Annotated in this window: 12 protein-coding genes; 5 read left to right on the forward strand and 7 right to left on the reverse strand. The window is 68.9% G+C overall.

All coding sequences use genetic code 11. The annotated features are described in order from the left end of the window. Position 1: 1 nt before the first annotated feature. Positions 2-1165, reverse strand: coding sequence for an acyl-CoA dehydrogenase family protein (locus ACFWUU_RS08970; protein WP_380173992.1), 1164 nt, complete (start codon positions 1163-1165; stop codon positions 2-4). Positions 1166-1233: 68 nt separating this feature from the next. Between ACFWUU_RS08970 and ACFWUU_RS08975 the strand changes: the two genes are divergently transcribed. The 4 genes from ACFWUU_RS08975 (at position 1234) to ACFWUU_RS08990 (ending at position 7173) form a co-directional block, all read left to right on the forward strand. Next, positions 1234-1620, forward strand: a complete 387-nt coding sequence (locus ACFWUU_RS08975) for a MerR family DNA-binding transcriptional regulator (RefSeq protein ID WP_380173994.1) — start codon at positions 1234-1236, stop codon at positions 1618-1620. A 77-nt stretch (positions 1621-1697) separates the two neighbouring features. Then, the gene (locus ACFWUU_RS08980) at positions 1698-4499 is read left to right on the forward strand and encodes a cation-translocating P-type ATPase (RefSeq protein WP_380173996.1); all 2802 of its coding nucleotides are present in this window, start codon (positions 1698-1700) and stop codon (positions 4497-4499) included. Further along, a complete protein-coding gene (locus tag ACFWUU_RS08985) occupies positions 4496-5428 on the forward strand; it encodes a PPK2 family polyphosphate kinase (RefSeq protein ID WP_137252875.1) in 933 nt (310 codons plus the stop codon). The genes ACFWUU_RS08980 and ACFWUU_RS08985 overlap by 4 nt, the downstream gene beginning before the upstream one ends. A gap of 8 nt (positions 5429-5436) precedes the next feature. Next, entirely contained in the window at positions 5437-7173 is a 1737-nt protein-coding gene (locus tag ACFWUU_RS08990; RefSeq protein ID WP_380173998.1) for a SulP family inorganic anion transporter, read from the forward strand. On the opposite strand, the gene ACFWUU_RS08995 is transcribed toward ACFWUU_RS08990, so the two are convergent. Genes ACFWUU_RS08995 through ACFWUU_RS09020 form a run of 6 tightly spaced genes read right to left on the reverse strand, consistent with a single transcriptional unit; the run spans position 7156 to position 16734 of the window. Beyond that, positions 7156-7839: a sirohydrochlorin chelatase gene (locus ACFWUU_RS08995; RefSeq protein WP_380174000.1), complete on the reverse strand. Its 684-nt coding sequence runs from the start codon at positions 7837-7839 to the stop codon at positions 7156-7158. The two genes, ACFWUU_RS08990 and ACFWUU_RS08995, sit on opposite strands and share 18 nt — an antisense overlap. Then, a complete protein-coding gene (locus tag ACFWUU_RS09000; RefSeq protein WP_380174002.1) occupies positions 7836-8960 on the reverse strand; it encodes a uroporphyrinogen-III synthase in 1125 nt (374 codons plus the stop codon). Before ACFWUU_RS09000 ends, ACFWUU_RS08995 begins: the two co-directional genes overlap by 4 nt. Beyond that, a complete protein-coding gene (gene nirD / locus ACFWUU_RS09005; protein ID WP_380174004.1) occupies positions 8953-9270 on the reverse strand; it encodes a nitrite reductase small subunit NirD in 318 nt (105 codons plus the stop codon). Before nirD ends, ACFWUU_RS09000 begins: the two co-directional genes overlap by 8 nt. Beyond that, positions 9267-13262, reverse strand: coding sequence for a nitrite reductase large subunit NirB (nirB, locus tag ACFWUU_RS09010; RefSeq protein ID WP_380174006.1), 3996 nt, complete (start codon positions 13260-13262; stop codon positions 9267-9269). The genes nirD and nirB overlap by 4 nt, the downstream gene beginning before the upstream one ends. Continuing rightward, positions 13259-15361 (reverse strand): molybdopterin oxidoreductase family protein, encoded by a 2103-nt coding sequence (locus tag ACFWUU_RS09015; protein WP_380174008.1) that lies wholly within the window; start codon positions 15359-15361, stop codon positions 13259-13261. Before ACFWUU_RS09015 ends, nirB begins: the two co-directional genes overlap by 4 nt. After that, complete coding sequence (locus ACFWUU_RS09020) at positions 15358-16734, reverse strand: MFS transporter (RefSeq protein WP_380174010.1); 1377 nt, start codon at positions 16732-16734, stop codon at positions 15358-15360. Before ACFWUU_RS09020 ends, ACFWUU_RS09015 begins: the two co-directional genes overlap by 4 nt. 148 nt (positions 16735-16882) lie before the next feature. On the opposite strand from ACFWUU_RS09020, the gene ACFWUU_RS09025 reads away from it, so the two are divergent. After that, positions 16883-19006 carry an MMPL family transporter gene (locus tag ACFWUU_RS09025; RefSeq protein WP_380174012.1) on the forward strand — a complete coding sequence of 708 codons (2124 nt, stop codon included), beginning with the start codon at positions 16883-16885 and terminating at the stop codon, positions 19004-19006. Positions 19007-19039: the final 33 nt, after the last annotated feature.

Below are 19039 nucleotides of genomic sequence, written 5' to 3' on the forward strand. Positions count from 1 at the left end.
ATCATTCCACCGGCAGCCCGAGGCTTCGGGCAATCAGCATCCGCTGCACCTCCGACGTACCTTCGCCGATCTCGAGGATCTTGGCGTCGCGGTAGAAGCGGGTGACCGGGTACTCCTCCATGAAGCCGTAGCCGCCGAAGACCTGGGTGGCGATCCTGGTAGCGCTCACCGCCGACTCGGTCGCATACAACTTGGCGACGGACGCCGCCTGCTTGAAATCGGCAACGGATGCGCCGCCGTCCTTCAGCGCGGCGGCCCGATAGACGAGCAGTTCGGCCGCGTCGGCCATCACCTTCAGGTCGGCGATCTGGAACGCGACCCCCTGCTTGCGCCCGATCGGTCCGCCGAACGTCTGCCGCTCACCGGCGTACTGCACGGACATCTCCAGGCACGCGCGGATGCACCCGAGCGCGACCGCGGCGATCGCGACCCGCCCGTCGTCGAGCGTCGCGAGGAACTGGGCGAAACCCTTGCCGCGCTGACCGAGCAGGTTGGCCTCCGGCACGCGTACGCCGCTCAGCGCCAGCGGATGCGTGTCGCTCGCGTGCCAGCCGAGCTTGTCGTACGCCGCCTCCGCCACGAAGCCCGGCGTCCCGCTCGGGACGATGATCGTGGAGATCTCCGGCCTGCCGTCCGCGCGCTCACCGGTCCGCGCGGTCACCGTCACGCAGCTCGTGATGCTTGATCCCGAGTTGGTGATGAACTGCTTCGAGCCGTCGATCACCCATTCGCCGCCGTCGAGCACCGCGCGGGTCTTGGTCGCGCCGGCGTCCGAGCCCGACTCCGGCTCGGTCAGGCCGAACCCGGCCAGCTTCTGACCGGCCACCAGGTCGGGCAGCCAGGTCGCCTTCTGCTCGTCGGTGCCGTAGGTCAGGATCGGGTTGATCCCGAGCCCGACCGCCGCCTCGAGCGTGATACCCATCGACTGGTCGACCCGGGAGATCTCCTCGATCGCCACGCACAGGCTGGTGAAGTCGCCGCCGGCACCGCCGTACTCCTCCGGCGCGGTCAGCCCGAACAGGCCGAGCCGCCCCATCTTCTGCACGACCTCCACCGGGAAGTAGTGCTTGCGGTCCCACTCGGCCGCGTGCGGCGCGATCTCCGCCTCGGCGAAGTCGCGAACGCTCTGGCGGAACTCCCGGTGTTCCTCGGACAGCTCGAACATGCGGTACCCCTTCGTGCTTGACGCTTACGTAAACGTAAAGCACGCTGGGCTGCATGCACAATAGCCAGGTGTCCGCTGAGACCTGGTCGATCGCCGAGCTCGCCGCCGAGTACGCCGTCACGCTGAGAACGATCCGGTTCTACGAGGACCGCGGCCTGCTCACCCCCGAACGCCGCGGCACCGCCCGCGTCTACCACCCCCGCGACAAGGTCCGCCTCGGCCTGATCCTGCGCGGCAAACGCCTGGGCTTCTCGCTCGACGAGATCGCCAAGATCGTCGACATGTACGACGCCGAACCCGGCGAAGAGGGCCAACTCGTCTACCTGCTGGACCAGATCACCCACCGCCGCGCCGAGCTGGAGCAACGCCGCCAGGACATCGAGGAGACGCTCGAGGATCTGGCCGAGGTGGAAGCGCGCTGCCGGGCCGACCTGGACCTGCTGCGCACCCGCTGAATCTCCTCCTGCACGGACGATGAGCCCGGGGCGATGCCCGGACTACCGTGACCTCCACGAGGCGGAGGGGGATGGTCGTGAGCGAGACCGGGATGACGGCGCGATCATCGACCGGAACGGCCGGCACCGAGTCGCCGCCGTACTCGCTGGCAGCGGACGAGGTCGTCGCCGCGGCCGGGTCCGACGCCGCTGCCGGGCTGTCCGGGTCCGAGGCGGCGAGCCGGCTCTCGTCGTACGGGCCGAACGAGATCGCGGCCGAGAAGCCGCCGTCGATCTGGTCCGTCGCGCTCGCGCAGGTCCGCGACCCGATGAACCTGATGCTGATCGCCGTCGTGGTCGTCAGCCTGCTGATCGCCGAGATCTCCACCGCGATCCTCGTCGCCCTGCTGATCCTGCTGAACATCGGCCTCGGCACCCGGCAGGAGCTGACCGCGCGGGCCAGCGTGGACGCGCTGTCCAAGATGCAGGTCCCGCAGGCCCGGGTGGTCCGCGGCGGCGAGGTGACGATGATCCCGGCCACCCAGGTGGTTCCGGGCGACCTGGTCGAGGTCGAGGCGGGCGACATCGTGCCGGCCGACGGGCGGATCGTCCGGTCGGCGACGCTGGAAGCGCAGGAGGCCGCGCTCACCGGGGAGAGCGCGCCGGTCGCCAAGGACGCCGGCGCGCTGACCGCCGGCGACGTCGCGCTGGGTGACCAGACCGACATGCTGTTCCAGAACACCTCGGTGACCAGGGGCACCGGCACGATCCTGGTCACCGCGACCGGGATGCAGACCCAGATGGGCCAGATCGCGACGATGCTCACCTCGGTGAAGCGCACCCGGTCGCCGTTGCAGCGGGAGCTGGACTCGTTGACGAAGGTCCTCGGCATCATCGCCTGGGGCGCGGTCGCGATCATCGTGATCACCGGCCTGATCCGTGGGCTTCCGGGCAAGGACCTGCTGCTGCTCGGGACCGCGATGGCGATCTCGGCGATCCCGACCGGTATGCCGGCCTTCGTCTCCGGCCTGCTCTCGCTGGGCGCGAAGGAGCTGGCCGCGGCCAAGGCGGTGGTGAAGAACCTGACCGACGTCGAGACCCTCGGCGCCACCAGCGCGATCAACACCGACAAGACCGGGACGCTGACGCTGAACCAGATGATGGTCTCCACGCTGTACGCGAGCGGGTCGTGGTTCACCGTCGACGGAGAGGGCTACCGCAAGAGCGGCGCGATCCGCTCGAAGGCCGGTACGCCGGTACCGGACTTCAGCCGCCTCGGCCTCGGCCTGGCGCTCGACAGCGACGCGGTGGTGGGCGACGACGGGTCGGTGATCGGCGACCCGACCGAGGCGGCGCTGGTCGTGCTGGCGGCGAAGCTCGGCATCGACGCCGACCAGACCCGGCAGGCGTACCCGCGGCTGGCCGAGGTTCCGTTCGATTCCGAGTACAAGTTCATGGCGACGTTCCACCGGGCGACCGTCGACGGCGTCGAGCACCTGATCGAGCTGGTCAAGGGCGCACCGGACGTGGTCGTCGCGCGCTGCACCCAGGCAGGCGGCCCGCTCAGCGGCTCGCAGGTTCCGATCGCGGAGTCGCGCGCGGCCATCGACGACGCCAACCTGAGGATGGGGCAGAAGGGCCTGCGGGTGCTCGCGTTCGCCGCCCGCCTGATCGCCGACGACGAGCAGGCGACGATGACCAGCGATCCGATGGCCCTCACCCGGGACCTGTCGTTCGTCGGGCTGGCCGGCATCATCGACCCGCTCCGGGCCGAGGCCAAGGATGCGGTCCGGACGGCGCTCACGGCTGGTATCGACGTACGGATGATCACCGGCGACCACGCGATCACCGCGCAGGCGATCGGCGGCGAACTCGGCCTCGGTCCCGGGGCGGTCAGCGGCACGGAACTGAAGGCGCTCAGTGACGAGGAACTGAAGCAGCGGTTGCCCGAGTTGCACGTGTTCGGGCGGGTCACGCCGCAGGACAAGTTGCGGCTCGCCCGGACCATGCAGGAGCTGGGCCTGATCGTGGCGATGACCGGTGACGCGGTCAACGACGCGGCGGCGTTGAAGCAGGCCGACATCGGAGTGGCGATGGGCACCGGCAGCGAGGTCACCAAGCAGGCCGCGCGGATGGTGCTCACCGACGACAACTTCGGCACGCTCGTGCACGCCGTGGAGATCGGCCGGCGCGTCTACGACAAGGTCGTGTCGTACGTGCGGTACCAGATGACGCAGCTGTTGTCGCTGGTCCTGCTGTTCCTGGCCGCCACGGTGTTCGGTATCAACCAGGGCGTCGCGATGACGCCGTCGATGGTGCTGTACCTGCTGTTCGTCGCGACCGCGACCGGCGTCGTGATCATCGCTGTCGACCCCGGCGATCCCGACGTGATGCACCGGCCGCCGCGCGATCCCGGCGTACCGATCACGAACCCGGGCGCGGTGATGATGTGGATCGGCTACGCGCTCGTGCTGTTCCTGGCCGCACTCGGCCCCCTGGTCGCGGGACCGGACGATCCGAGCCCCGACCACGCCAGTACGTCGATGACGATGACGTTCGCCGTGATGGGTCTGGGGACGATCTTCAACGCGCTGGTCAACCGGCGTGACCCGGCCAGCGGCCTGACCGCGCCGATCCTGAAGGCAGTGGCGATCGGGCTGGCCTCCTTCGCCCTGCTGTTCCTGGGCACCCAACTGCCGACCCTCCAGAACGGGCTGCTCACCCGAACGCTGAGTCCGCGCGAATGGCTCACCTGCGCAGGACTGGCGGCGATCCTCCCGATCGTCGTCGAGGTGGCCAAGGCGGTCCGGAGACGCCGCCACCCGCGGCCGGAAACGCTGAGCCCCGAGTACACCGTCGCGCCGCAACGCGCCCGGTCCGAGGTCAGGGGGAACGCATGACATCTCGCGAGGAACGAATCGCCGACTTCATCGAGGCGTTCCGGGTCGAGCCGGGGTCGACGGTCAAGCTGTCCAAGGACTTCGACCCGACGTACCGCGGCACCGTGCGGAAGAAGAAAAAGGGCCGTCAGTTGCTGGCCGAGGGCATCGACATCCTGTCCGAGTACCAGACCCGGCTGTACGCGCAGCACAGCCACGGCGTCCTCGTGGTCCTCCAGGCACTCGACGCCGGCGGGAAGGACGGCACCATCCGGCACGTGATGACCGGCGTCAATCCGCAGGGCGTGGACGTGCACGGCTTCAAGGTGCCGTCGAGCGCGGAGCTGGATCACGACTACCTGTGGCGCTACCAACGACAGCTCCCCCGGCGCGGTGCGATCACGATCTTCAACCGCTCGCACTACGAGGAGGTGCTCGTCGTCCGCGTGCACCCTGAACTCCTGGAGCGTCAGAATCTCCCGCACAGCGCCCGGGGCAAGGGGATGTGGCGACGGCGGTACCACGAGATCAACGAGTGGGAGCGAACCCTCAGCCGCAACGGCACCAAGATCGTCAAGCTCTTCCTGAACCTGTCCAACGAGGAGCAACGGACCCGTTTCCTGCGGAGGATCGACCTGCCCGACCACAACTGGAAGTTCTCCTCGGCCGACGTCCGTGAACGCGAGTACTGGGACGACTACCAGCGGGCGTTCTCGAAGATGCTGTCGAACACCAGCACCGAATGGGCGCCGTGGTACGTGATTCCGGCCGACCGCAAGTGGTACGCGCGGATCGCCGCGGCCGCCGTGATCGCCAACGCGTTGATCGAGATCGATCCGCAGTTCCCGACGATCGACAAGGACGCCCACAACGCTCTCCTGGACGTCAAGAAGACCCTCGAGGCCCAGTCGCCGGAGGGGGCGGCACCCGACCCGTTCGAAGCCGGCTAGGTCGCGACGTGGAACCGTCGGGGTGGCGCGCGTACGTCCCCGGAGCCGAACTGGCCAGGTCGTACCAGCGATCGTGGTTGCCCAAGGACATCGTGGCCGGCCTGGTGCTGTCGGCGCTGCTCGTACCGCAAGGGATGGCGTACGCCCAGCTGGCCGGACTGCCGCCGGTGACCGGCCTCTATACGTCGATCCTGTGTCTGCTCGGCTATGCGGTCTTCGGGCCGTCCAAGGTGCTGGTGCTCGGCCCGGACTCGTCGCTCGGACCGATGATCGCCGCGACGGTCGCTCCACTCCTGCTGGCGAACGGCGATCCGGCCCGGGCGATCGCACTCGCTTCGATGCTGGCGCTGATGGTCGGTGTGGTGATGGTGGTCGCGGGGCTGGCCCGCTTCGGGTTCGTCGCGGATCTGCTGTCGAAGCCGACCCAGATCGGCTACATGAACGGGCTCGCGCTGACGATCGTGGTCGGTCAACTGGCGAAGTTGTTCGGGTTCTCGATCGATGCCGACGGACTGCTCGCGGAGCTGAAAGCGTTCGTGTCGGGGCTCGCGGACGGGAAGGCGAACACCACGGCCGCGATCATCGGGGTGTGTTCGCTGGCCGGAATCCTGCTGCTGAACCGGTTCCTGCCCAAGCTGCCGAGCGTCCTGATCGTGGTCGTGCTGGCCGCCGTCGTGGTCGGCGCGTTCGACCTGCAGTCGCACGGTGTCGACACGGTCGGCGTGCTCCCCGAGGGATTCCCGCCGTTCACGATCCCGCACGTCAGCTGGGACGACGTACCGCCGCTGTTCATCGGTGCGCTGGCCATCGCCGTCGTCGCGCTCGCGGACACGATGTCGACGGCCTCGGCGTTCGCCGCGCGCCGTGGCGAGCGGGTGCGTGGGAACCAGGAGATGGTCGGCATCGGCACCGCCAACCTCGCGGCCGGGCTCTTCCAGGGCTTCCCGGTCAGCACCAGCGGGTCGCGCACCGCCGTGGCCGAGCAGGCCGGCTCGAAGTCCCAGCTGACCGGTGTCGTCGGTGCCGCGACGATCACCGCAGTGCTGCTGTTCGCCACCTCCGTGATGCAGTACGTGCCGCAGCCGACGCTGGGCGCGATCGTCATCGCGGCCGCCCTGTCCCTGGCCGATGTCGCCGGCACCCGCCGGCTCTGGAAGCAACGCAAGACCGAGTTCTGGTTGTCCATCGCGGCACTGCTCGGCGTGGCCTTGCTCGGCGTACTGCCCGGAATCCTGATCGCGATCGCGCTGTCGATCCTGAACGTCTTCCGGCGGACCTGGTGGCCGCACGAGACCGAGCTCGGCCGGGTGGCGGGGATCGCGGGGCTGCACGACATCGAGAGCCACCCCGACGCCGACCTGCTGCCCGGTCTGGTCGTCTACCGGTTCGACGCGCCGCTGATCTTCGCGAACGCGCGGATGTTCGGGGAGAAGGTGCGGGAGATCGCCGAGGACGATCCGGACCTGCAGTGGATCATCGTGGCCGCCGAGCCGATCACCGACGTCGACACGACCGCCTCCGACATGCTGCACGAGCTGGACGAGTGGCTCAACGAGCGCGGTATCTCGCTGGTCTTCGCGGAGATGAAGGATCCGGTCCGCGAGAAGATCGAGCGGTACGAGTTGACCAGCACGATCGACCCGCGGCACTTCCTGCCGACGGTGGACGAGGCCGTCGCGGAGTACGTGCGGCAGACCGGAGCAGCCTGGCGCGCCCCGGTCCGGCCGTCAGACGGCGATGGCTGACGAACGGCGGGCGGCGTCGTAGCGCTGCAGGGCAAGCTCGGCCAGCCGGGGATCCGCGCCGAGCGGCGGACTGACGAAACGCGGGCCGGCCAGCCGGCGGACCCGGCTTGCGAAGTACCCAGGAGCCAGCAGGTACGTCGCCACCGCGACGCGACCGTGAACCCGGGAGAGGACGGACGGCAGGCGTTCGCCGATGCCGGAAAGGTAGCCGACGGCAACTGGTCGGTCGACGCGCCGGGCCAGCAGGTCGGCGGTTTCCTCGCAATCCATCAGCGCGCGAGAGTCCGACGAACCCGCGGCGGCGAGGACGACCTGGTCGACGCGGGACAGGTCGCCGAGGCGGTCGGCCAGGATGTCCGCGAGGACCGGGTCGGGCCCAAGGGCAGCGGCCGCACGCAGCTTGTGGGGACGACGGGCGGCTTCGGCAGCGATGTCGACGTACACGTGGTAGCCGGAGCTGAGCAGGAGCGGGACCATGACGGCCTCGTCGGTATCGGTCGCCACCCGGCGCGCGAGATCGGGCAGAGCCGGCGTCAGGAGGTCGACGAAGCCCAACGAAACCGGCAGCTCCGGACGGCGGCGCGCCAGCTCGCGGACCAGCTCGTGTATGACCCGGATACCCCGCGGATCCGCCGTCCCGTGGGCCACCGCGACGAGATCCGTCACGACGGCACTCCCGCCGGTTCCACGGCAAGGCGGTAGCCGCGGCGGACCACCGTGCGAACCAACTCGGGCCGACCGACAGCGGTCCGCAACCGGTTGACCGTCACCTCGACAGCATGAACGTCCTCGGCACCGGGCAACACAGCAAGCAGTTCCGGCCTGGACACCACATCGCCACCCGCCGCCACCAGAGCCGCGAGTACGGCGCGCGGCCCCGGCCCGAGCGGCAGTACGACGCCGTCCAGCACCGCCGCCCCACCGCGGATCACCAGCAGCCCGAACTCCGTCTCGATCGTCCGGGCGTTGTCATCGGTCAGCCGATCAGTGACGATCCGGATCAGCGCACCCAACCGGAAGCGGTCCGGGACAAGCGGCTCGAGACCAAGCGCCACAAACGGACCCGCGGTGATGGGCCCGACGCAGGTGTTCAGCACACGTCCCGTCCGCAGCGCCGACACCAACGCGTCGTACTGCCCGGTCAGCGCGGCCGCGTCGAGCATGGCCTGCGCGCCGGGTGCCGACGTGTGGACGACGGCATCAACGGTTCCCGCGCAGATCTGCGAGATCATCCGCTCGACGACCACCGGGTCGGGTGCAGGCCCCCACCGGTACACCTCCAGCCCGCGCACCGATGCACCCGCCGTACGCAACGCATCCTGCAACGACGGATCCGACAAACCATGCAGCTGTACGACGATCTTCCGGCCGTGCACGCCCTGGGTACGCAGCCACTCGACCACCTCGGCCGTCGTCTCCGACCGCGCCGACCAGTGCTCGACCAGCCCGGCCGCCCGGATCGCACCGCGCGCCTTCGGGCCGCGGGCAAGGATCCGCGACTGCTCCAGCGTGCCGAGCAGATCCGCGGCCAGCCCGGCGGTGTCGGCCGCCTCGACCCAGCCGCGGAACCCGACCGCGGTGGTGACCACGACATCGTCCGGCGGGTTCGCGATCACCCGCCGGGTCGCCTCGATCAGCGCATGGTCGTCCGCGACCGGCACGATCTGCAGCGTCGGCGCGTGCAGCACCTTCGCGCCGCGCCGCTCGAAGGACGCGATCAGATCCTCCGCACGCCGATGCGCGGTGATCGCGATCGTGCAGCCGCTCAGCGGCCCGGTCCTAGTCACCGGTGCTCACCACAACCTGTCCATCGACCACTTGAACGGCGTACACCGGCAGTGAAACCTCCGGATCGTCCAGGCAGGCGCCGGTCCGCAGATCGAAGACCTGCTTGAACATCGGCGAGGCCACCGTCGGTACGTCGCCGCGGCTGCCGACGATGCCGCGCGAGATCACGTTCGCCCCGCTGAACGGATCCTGGTTGCCGAGGGCAAATACTTCGCCGTCGTGGGTGCGGAACAGCGCGATCTGCACATCCCCGAGCAGCGCCGCGACCCCACGCTCGGGCAGCAGGACGTCGTACTCACAGACCCTCATCGGCGTACCTCCAATCGCGGGCCGGCCAGCAGGACCGGCTCGAGCTGACCGCGTTCGGCCGGGCTGGCCGGACGTGGCTGGCTGCGCTCGACGACGTAGCGCAGGTCGGCGTCGGGCTGGTCCGGCGCGTTCACGAACGACACGAACCGGGCCAGCTTCTGCGGATCGTTCAGCGTCGCCTGCCATTCGTCGACGTACGAGTCGACGTGCCTGGCCATCGCCGCGTCCAGGTCGGCGGCGATGCCGAGGCTGTCGTTCAGTACGACGTCGCGCACGTGGTCGAGGCCGCCCTCGAGCTCGCGCATCCACACCGCGGTCCGCTGCAGCCGGTCGCCGGTCCGGATGTAGTACATGAGGAAACGGTCGATGGTCCGGAACAGCTCGTCGTCGGTCAGGTCGGATGCGAGCAGCTCCGCGTGCCGGGGCGTCATCCCGCCGTTGCCGCCGACGTACAGGTTCCAGCCCTTCTCGGTCGCGATCACGCCGACGTCCTTGCCACGCGCCTCGGCACATTCGCGCGCGCAGCCGGATACGCCGAGCTTGAGCTTGTGCGGCGACCGGAGCCCGCGGTACCGCAGCTCCAGCGCGATCGCCATGCCGACCGAGTCCTGGACGCCGTACCTGCACCAGGTGGATCCGACGCACGACTTCACCGTCCGCAGCGCCTTGCCGTACGCGTGCCCCGACTCGAAGCCGGCGTCCACCAGCCGCTTCCAGATCGCCGGCAGCTGTTCGATCCGCGCGCCGAACAGATCGACCCGCTGCCCGCCGGTGATCTTCGTGTACAGCCCGAAGTCGCGTGCCACCTCGCCGATCGTGATCAGCCCCTCCGGCGTGATCTCGCCACCGGGGATGCGCGGTACGACGGAGTACGTGCCGTCCTTCTGCATGTTGGCCATCACGTGGTCGTTCGTGTCCTGCAGGGTCGCGCGCTCGCCCTCGAGCACGTGACCGGCCGGGTCCAGGCTGGCCAGGATCGACGCGACCACGGGCTTGCAGATGTCGCAGCCGCGCCCGGTCCCGTGCCGCTCGACGATCTCGCTGAACGTCCGCAGCTCGGTGATCCGTACGACGTCGAACAGCTCGGCGCGGCTCAGCGCGAAGTGCTCGCAGAGCGCCTTGCTGACCTCGACACCGGCCTTGGTGAGCTCGGCGTTGAGCAGGTTCTTCACGACCGGTAGGCACGAGCCACAGCTGGTGCCTGCTCGTGTCTTCCCACATACGGACTTGATGTCGCCGCACCCGTCACCTACCGCGCACCGGATCGTGCCCGCGTCGACGTTGTTGCACGAGCACACCGGTGCGTCGTCCGGCAGCTCGAGCTGCACCGGTCCGGCACCCTCGGGCAGCAGGAACGCGGCCGGGTCGGCGCCGAGCTCGCGGCCGACCATCGGGCGCAGTCCGGAGTACGCCGATGCGTCGCCGACCAGGATGCCGCCGAGGAGGGTACGAGCGTCGTCCGACAGCACGAGCTTCTTGTAGACGCCGGCCACCGGGTCGGCGTACACGATGTCGAGCGCGCCCTCGGTCGCGCCGAACGCGTCTCCGAAGCTGGCTACGTCGACGCCCAGCAGCTTGAGCTTGGTCGACGTGTCGGCGCCGGGGAACGTTGCCTCGCCACCTAATAGGCGGTCGGCAACGATCTCGGCCATGGTGTAGCCGGGGGCAATCAATCCCCAGACACGGCCTTCGATACAAGCGACCTCGCCGATCGCCCAGACGCCGGGCACCGACGTACGACAGGCTTCGTCCACGACGACACCGCCGCGCTCGCCGATCTCGAGACCGGCCTCGCGACCGAGTTCGTCGCGCGGGCGGACGCCGGTCGCGAAGACGACCACGTCGGCCGGCAGATCGGGGCCGTCGGCAACGGCCATCGCGCGGGCGGCTCCTTGTGAGGTGAGCTTGACGCGTTGGCATTGGGTCGCGGTCAGTACTTCGACGTCGAGGCCTTCGATGAGGCGGGACAGGGCGGAGCCGCCGCCTTCGTCGACCTGCAACGGCATCAGGCGGGGCGCGAACTCGACGACCTTCGTGGTCGCATCGAGCGCGCGTAGTGCGCCGGCCGCTTCCAGTCCGAGCAGGCCGCCGCCGACGACTACGCCGTTGACCTGTTTGCCTTCGGATTTCAGGCGTTCGACGTACACGCGGAGAGCGGCGACGTCGTCGATGGTCCGGTAGACGAAGCAGCCTTGGGCGTCGTTGTTCTTGACGGGCGGGATGAAGGCGGCCGAACCGGTCGCCAGGACGAGTTCGTCGTACCCGATCTGCTCGTTGCGGGCGGTCGTCACCGTCTTGGCTGTCGTGTCGATCGAGGTGACCTGGACGCCCTTGCGCAGGTTCACCGCCGGGTCGTCCCAGAGGTCGGGGTCGCCGAGCGAGAGGTCCTGCGGGTCGCGGCCGGAGAAGTAGCTGGTGAGTGCGACGCGGTCGTACGGCAGTCGCGGCTCTTCGGCGAAGACCGTGATCCGATAGGTAATGTCGGTGTCGCGTTGCCGCAGCGCCTCGACCAGCCGATGGGCGACCATGCCACCGCCGACCACCACAACGTGTTTGGCCTTCTTCAGCTCTGCCATCGTCGCCCTCCTGCTCGGGACTGGTTCGGTCTCGCCGCGCCGGAAGCGGTCGAGCAGTTCGCCGACGGCGCCGGTGCAACTCCCGCACCCGGTCGTCGCCCGCGTCGTGGCGGCGATGCCGTCGACACTGTCGGCACCCCCACGCCAGGCCGCCTCGATCGCGGCCCGGGTCACGCCGTTACACCGGCAAACCGCCGGCACCCTCTTCGTCGGTACTTCGGTCGCCGTCAGCAACCCATCCGCAACAACCGGCGTCCCCCGATCCGCCAGCAGAACCAACTCAGCCGCCACCTCCGGCGCCCCGACGACCACCGCCGCCCGCACCACACCGTCGCGAAGGACGGCCCTCACGTACCTCGACCCGTCCTCCAGCCGCACAACCTCGCCCGGCTCGTCCTTGTCCCCCAGCACAAGCAGGTCAAGCCCACCCGCAGTCACCCGAACCACCTCAGGCACAAACCCGAGTGGGTACGCGGACGCGGCGGACGGCGCCTGCGGCGCGGGCGGGGGAGCCTGCTTCAGCTGGTCTGCTGGCCAGGCTTCCACCACCCCACCGCCCAGGGCGGGCGGGCTGGATGGCTGGATGGCGGTGAGGTGACCGGCAAGAAGCTCGGCGTGCGACCACGCGGACGCGACCGTCCCGGTCGTGCGGCCTTGTACCTCGGCGCAGTCGCCGATTGCGTGGATGTTCGGATCGTCGGGGCTCGTGAGGGTCTGGTCGACGACGATGCCGGTGCGGACTGTGAGTCCGTGCGCCAGCTCGGTGCGTGGTTGTACGCCGCACGCGACCACCAGCAACTCGCCGAACACCTGCCGCCCGCTACGCAGGTTCAACCCCCGGAAGCGTCCGTCCCGAACGTCCGTCCCGTCCACCGTCGTGTTGAGCAGTACTTCGACACCCAGCCCCCGCACCGCCCGCGTCACCCGCCGCCCCGCCGACGCCCGGATCGTCTTGTCCAGCAGGGTTTCCCCGTCATGCACGAGCGTCACCGCAACCCCGCGCTCCCGCATCGCACAAGCAGTCTCGACGCCAAGCACACCCCCACCCAGCACCACCGCCCGCCGCACCAACCCAGCAGCCTCCACCACCGCCCGCGCATCACCAACCGAACGGAGGAGATAGCCCCCGGACGCGACTGCCTGCGGCACCACCGGTTCGGCGCCGGTTGCGAACACCAGTCGGTCGTACGGCCACTCGCGCCCGTCGGCATCAACCACCACGCGGCGAACACGATCGGCGGCGACCGCGGTGGCCGTCTGCTCGTCCCCCATCAGCGGCTCAGCTCGGCCCGCGACGTACTCGGTCAGCCTGCTCCGGTTGTACGACGGCTCGTCGCCAAGCACCGTCACGTCGTACGGCAGCAACTCGGCCAACCGTCGCCCAGCCATCCCGCCGCCGATGATCACCACTCTCATGCCGACACCCCCGCCGCCGGAACAACCGCAGCAGTGACCTCGACAGCACACGCCTTGAACTCAGGCATCCCAGACACCGGATCCAGCGCATCGTTGGTCAGCTCGTTGACCGCCTCAACCCCACCGAAGTGGAACGGCACAAACACAGTGTCCGGCCGTACGTCGGTCGTCACCCGCGCCGGCAGCACCATCGACCCCCGGGCCGTACGCAACCGCACCGGCCGTCCGTCGCCGATCCCCAACTGCGCAGCCACCCGCGGATGGATCTCCGCGAACACCTCCGGCTCAGCCTCGGCCAACTCCGGCACCCGCCGCGTCTGCGCACCGCTCTGGTAGTGCTGTAGCAACCGCCCGGTCACCAGGTAAATCGGCGCATCCGCGTTCAGGTCATCCGCCACCGGCCGATGGTCGACGGCCACCACATGAGCCCGCCCGTCAGCCGTCGGGAACCCGTCCGCGAACAACCGCGGCGTACCGGGATGTCCTTCGCCAGGCACCGGCCAGAACAACGCCTCCCCGGCATCCAACCGCTCCCAGCTGATCCCCGAGTAGTCGGCCCGCCCACCAGCACTCGCCCGCCGAAGCTCCTCGAACACCTCACCCGGATCAGTCGAGAACCCTGTACTACCAAGCCTTTCAGCAAGCCCCGCGAACACCGCAAGATCGCTCCGCACCTCACCCGGCGGCACAACCGCAGCACGCCGACGGAGAACCCGCCCCTCGAGCGACGTCATCGTCCCGTCCTCTTCGGCCCACTGCGTCACCGGAAACACCACATCCGCGAGCAGCGCCGTCTCCGATGGCACCACGTCCGCAACCACCAACAACTCCAACGAAGCAACCCGCTCACGCACGGAGGCAAGGTTCGGCGCCGACACCAGCAGATTGCTTCCGTGCACCATCAACGCCTTCGGCCCATCCGCCTGTCCGAGCGAGTTGATCAGCTCAACCGCACTCTTCCCCGGCCCGGGCAGGTCCTCCACGCCCCAGACCCGCATCAGGTGCGCACGAGCCGCAGGATCGCTGATGCTGCGATAGCCAGGCAGCTGATCCGCCTTCTGCCCGTGCTCCCGACCGCCCTGCCCGTTCCCCTGCCCCGTGATGCACCCGTACCCGCTCCCCAACCGACCGGGCAGCCCGAGCACCAGCGCGAGGTTGATACAAGCCGTCACCGTGTCGGTGCCCTTGCTGTGCTGCTCAGCCCCGCGCCCAGTCAGGATGAACGCCCCGGCGCCACCATGCACCGGTGCAGCAGCAGCCAGCACCCGCGCAGCCCGGCGGATGGTTGCGGCAGGTACGCCGGTCACCCGCTCGGCCCGCTCCGGCCACCAGGAAGCCGTCGACCGAATCAGCAAGTCAGGGTCATCGACCCGTTCGCCCAGATAGGCGGTATCGGCAAGGCCTTCCTGCAGGATCACGTGCGTCAGTGCGAGCACGAGCGCCAGATCCGTGCCGGGCGTCGCCTGCAGGTGGATACCGCCGTCATCCTCGGTCAGCCCAGCAGTGGCGGAGCGACGCGGGTCGACGACCAGAAGCCCACCCGCGTCCCTCGCGCCTTGTAGATGCGTGACTGCCGGCGGCATCGTCTCCGCGATGTTGCTGCCGACCAGCAGGATCGCTCCCGCACCACCCAGATCAGCCAACGGGAACGGCAGTCCCCGGTCGATCCCGAACGCCCGGTTCGTCGCGGCTGCCGCCGACGACATACAGAACCGGCCGTTGTAGTCCACGTTCGCCGTCTTCAACGCGACCCGGGCGAACTTCCCGAGCGCGTACGCCTTCTCGTTCGTCAGCCCACCGCCACCGAACACCGCCACCGCGTCCGGACCGTGTGCCTGCTGCAACGACTTGATGCGCGAGGCAACGAAATCCAGCGCGGTGTCCCAACTCGTCTCGACCAGTTCGCCCGCGGCGTTGCGGATCAGCGGCGTGGTGAGTCGATCCGGCACCGTGAGTACGTCGGCAGCCGTCCAGCCCTTGCGACACAGCCCGCCTCGGCCGGCGGGCCGCACCTCCACGGCACCCGGTCGCGCGACCGGGTGCAGAGTGGTGGCGCACTGCAGAGCGCAGTACGGACAGTGAGTGGGGACAGAGCTCACACGCGCTCCTGGCTGAGCGGGCCGCCCTCGCGGAGGTAGCAGAAGTACGTCACCGCCAGGCACAGCACGTAGAACCCGCAGAACACGTACAGCGCCGGGATCAGCGATCCGAAGTGGCTCGTCGACATCGCGAACCCGCGCGGTACCAGGAACCCGCCGTACGCGCCGACCGCCGACGCGATCCCGATGCACGCCGCCGCCTCGCGCCGCGCCCGGCCCAGGTCGCCCGGAGTCGTCAACCGGAACACCGCCGGGATCATCCGGTACGTCGACCCGTTGGCCGCACCGCTCGCCACGAACAGGACGAGGAAGCTGATCAGGAACGCCGCGAAGCTCCCCGACCTCAGCGACACGATCGCCGCGAGGATGCCGAGCCCCATCACCACGAACGAGCAGACCGTGATCCACGCCCCGCCGACCCGGTCGGACAGCTTGCCGCCGAACGGCCGCGCGACCGACCCGACCAGCGCGCCGAGGAACGCGAAGTGCGCCGGCGCGATGTCCGGGAACGTGGTCTTGATCAGCAGCGGGAACGCCGCCCCGAATCCGATGAACGACCCGAAGGTACCGATGTAGAGGAACGAGATCACCCAGGTGTGCGGGCGCTTGGCCGCGGCGATCGACGTACGGAAGGAGGAGTTCGCCACCGAGAGGTTGGCCATCACCTTCCAGGCCCAGAACGCGGCCAGCACGATCAGCGGCAGCCACATCAGGCCGGCCCGGTTCAGCGACAGGCCCGCGCCGGCGACGATCACGATCGGCACCACGAGCTGGACGACGGCGACGCCGAGGTTGCCGCCGGCCGCGTTGATGCCGAGCGCGAAGCCCTTCTCCTTCTCCGGGTAGAAGAACGAGATGTTGGTCATGCTGCTCGCGAAGTTCCCGCCGCCGACACCCGCGGTCGCCGCGACCAGCGCCATCAGCCAGAACGGCGTGTCCGGCCTGGTCATGAAGTACGCCAGACCCGCGGTCGGGATCAGCAGGAGCAGCGCGGAGAACACCGTCCAGTTCCGCCCGCCGAAGCGCGGTACGGCGAAGGTGTACGGCAACCGCAGCGTCGCGCCGACCAGACTCGGCAGCGCGACCAGCCAGAACAGCTGGTTGGTGTCGTAACCGAAGCCGGCCTTGGGCATCGACACCACGACGATGCTCCACAGCTGCCAGACAGAGAAGCCGAGGAACTCGGCGAAGATCGAGGGCCAGAGGTTCCGCCGCGCGATCGCACGGCCCTTCCCGGCCCAGAACGTGGCGTCCTCGGGATCCCAGACGTCGATCCAGCGTCCCCGCCGCGGCGCCTCGACGGTCCCCACGGTGCCCACGGTGCCCTGGGCGTCCCTCGTGGTGACGGTCTCCGGTCCTGCCTCGAGCGTCATCGCAAGTCTCCGATCATCCGACCTCATCGATTAGGCCTGGACGTTATGACCGGGGTGTTTCCGCGTAGTCATCTTGTTGTTACGCCGCCGAAACGGCTCCCGCACACCCATTGCCGGGTGGTGAGAGGTCGCAGGTACTCTGCCCAGCGTGAACCGATGGACGTGGCGGGCGGCCATTGCCGCCGTACTGATCGGCTGGCTGGTGCTGGGCGCCCTGGGCGGACCGGCGGTGGGGAAACTGAGCGAGGTCCAGCAGAACGACAACGCAAACTTCCTCCCGAAGCAGGCCGAGTCGACGTTGGTGGCCAACGAGTCGGCGAAGTTCGTCGACTCCAAGGCCCTGCCGTACTTCGTGCTGATCGAGCGTGAATCCGGTATCACCCCGGCGGACCTGGAGGCGGCCAAGGCCTTCATCGCCCGGATTCCCGGCCTCGACATCGGCGACGGGAAGAAGCTGGGTTCGTACCTGACCGCTCCGGTCGCGGCTCCGGTCCCGTCGGAGGATCACCAGGCGCTGCTGATCACCGTCCAGACGAACGGCGACCGGGCCGACGAGGTGGTCAAGCAGGGCACGACTGTGCTCTTCGCGGTCGCCGACACGCTGCGGAACGACATCAAGCAGAACCTCACACCGACCGGTCTGCAGGTGTACGTCACCGGTCCGGGCGGGGTGTTCGCGGACTTCGTCGTCGCGTTCAGCGGGATCGACGGGATCCTGCTCGGGGTCGCGCTGGCGGTCGTGTTCGTGATCCTGCTGATCGTGTACCGCAGCCCGATCCTGCCGATCGCGGTCCTGCTCACCGCGGTGTTCGGTCTCGCGCTCGCGGCGTTGGTGGTGTATCCGCTGGCGAAGAACGGCGTACTGCAGCTGAACGGTCAGAGCCAGGGGATCCTGTTCATCCTGGTCGTCGGAGCCTCGACCGACTACTCGTTGCTGCTGGTCTCTCGTTACAAAGAGGAGTTGCACGACTACGAGAGCAAGTTCGAGGCGATGCGGGTCGCGTGGCGGGCGTCGATCGAGCCGATCGCGGCCAGCGCGGCGACGGTCATCCTCGGTCTGCTCTGCCTGTTGCTCTCCCAGCTCGGCAGTACGAAGGGACTCGGCCCGGTCGGCGCCTTCGGGATCGCGGGCGCGTTCATCGCGGCGATGACGTTCCTGCCCGCGATCCTGCTCGCGTTCGGCCGGCGGATCTTCTGGCCGTCGATCCCGCGCGTCGACCACGTCCACTCGCGTGACCAGGTCGGCGGAAAGCGCCTCTGGGGCCGTATCTCCGGGCTCGTCGGCCGGCACTCCCGCCGGGTCTGGGTGATCAGCGCGCTGGGGTTGCTCGCGTGCGCGGCGTTCCTCCCGACGTTCAAGGCAAGCGGGACCTCGCAGGAGGACCTGTTCCTGAACAAGGTCGAGTCCGTCACCGGCCAGCAGGAGCTGGGCAAGCACTTCGACGCAGGTGCCGGTACGCCGGTGCAGATCCTCACCCCGGTCGCACAGGCGGATCAGGTGGTCCAGACCGCGCTGAAGGTCGACGGTATCGGCGCGGCATCCGCCTCGGTCGCTCCCGGCGTACCGCCGAAGGTCGTCGACGGCAAGGTGCTGGTCCAGGCGACGCTCAAGGTCCCGGCCGACTCACCGGACGCGACGAAGGTCGTCAAGCATCTGCGGTCCTCGCTGGACGCGGTCAGTCCGGACATCCTGGTGGGTGGCAACACCGCGATCAACCTCGACGTACTCGACGCCGCGCAACGCGATTTGAAGGTGATCATCCCGACGATCCTCGCGGTGATCTTCGTCGTACTGATGCTGTTGCTGCGGTCGCTCGTCGCCGCCGTACTGCTGGTGATCGCGAACGTGCTGTCGTTCGGCGCGACGCTCGGGGTGAGCGCACTGATGTTCAACCACGTCTTCAAGTTCCCCGGCGCCGACCCCGGGATCCCGCTCTACGCCTTCGTCTTCCTGGTTGCCCTAGGCATCGACTACTCGATCTTCCTGATGACCCGCGTCCGCGAGGAATCCCAGGAACACGGCACCAGACCCGGCATCCTGATAGGCCTGGCCGTCACCGGCGGCGTCATCACCTCAGCCGGCGTGGTCCTGGCCGCCACCTTCTCCGCCCTCGCCGTCCTCCCCATCCTCTTCCTGGCCCAAATAGCCTTCATGGTCGCCTTCGGCGTCCTCCTCGACACCACAGTCGTCCGCTCCCTCCTGGTCCCCTCCCTCGCCCACGACATCGGCCCCCGAGTCTGGTGGCCCAGCAAACTGGCGAAGGGGAAGTAGGAAGAAGACAAAACAAAGAGGAGAGAGAAACAA

Origin of the sequence: Kribbella sp. NPDC058693 (genome assembly GCF_042715335.1) — a bacterium.
Taxonomy (GTDB): Bacteria; Actinomycetota; Actinomycetes; order Propionibacteriales; family Kribbellaceae; genus Kribbella; species Kribbella jiaozuonensis.

Excerpts from the sequence above, each read along its gene's own strand:
- ACFWUU_RS08970 (WP_380173992.1), bottom strand. The coding sequence starts at position 1,165 with ATGTTCGAGCTGTCCGAGGAACACCGGGAGTTCCGCCAGAGCGTTCGC.
- ACFWUU_RS08985 (WP_137252875.1), top strand. The coding sequence starts at position 4,496 with ATGACATCTCGCGAGGAACGAATCGCCGACTTCATCGAGGCGTTCCGG.
- nirD (WP_380174004.1), bottom strand. The coding sequence starts at position 9,270 with ATGAGGGTCTGTGAGTACGACGTCCTGCTGCCCGAGCGTGGGGTCGCG.
- nirB (WP_380174006.1), bottom strand. The coding sequence starts at position 13,262 with ATGAGAGTGGTGATCATCGGCGGCGGGATGGCTGGGCGACGGTTGGCC.
- ACFWUU_RS09020 (WP_380174010.1), bottom strand. The coding sequence starts at position 16,734 with ATGACGCTCGAGGCAGGACCGGAGACCGTCACCACGAGGGACGCCCAG.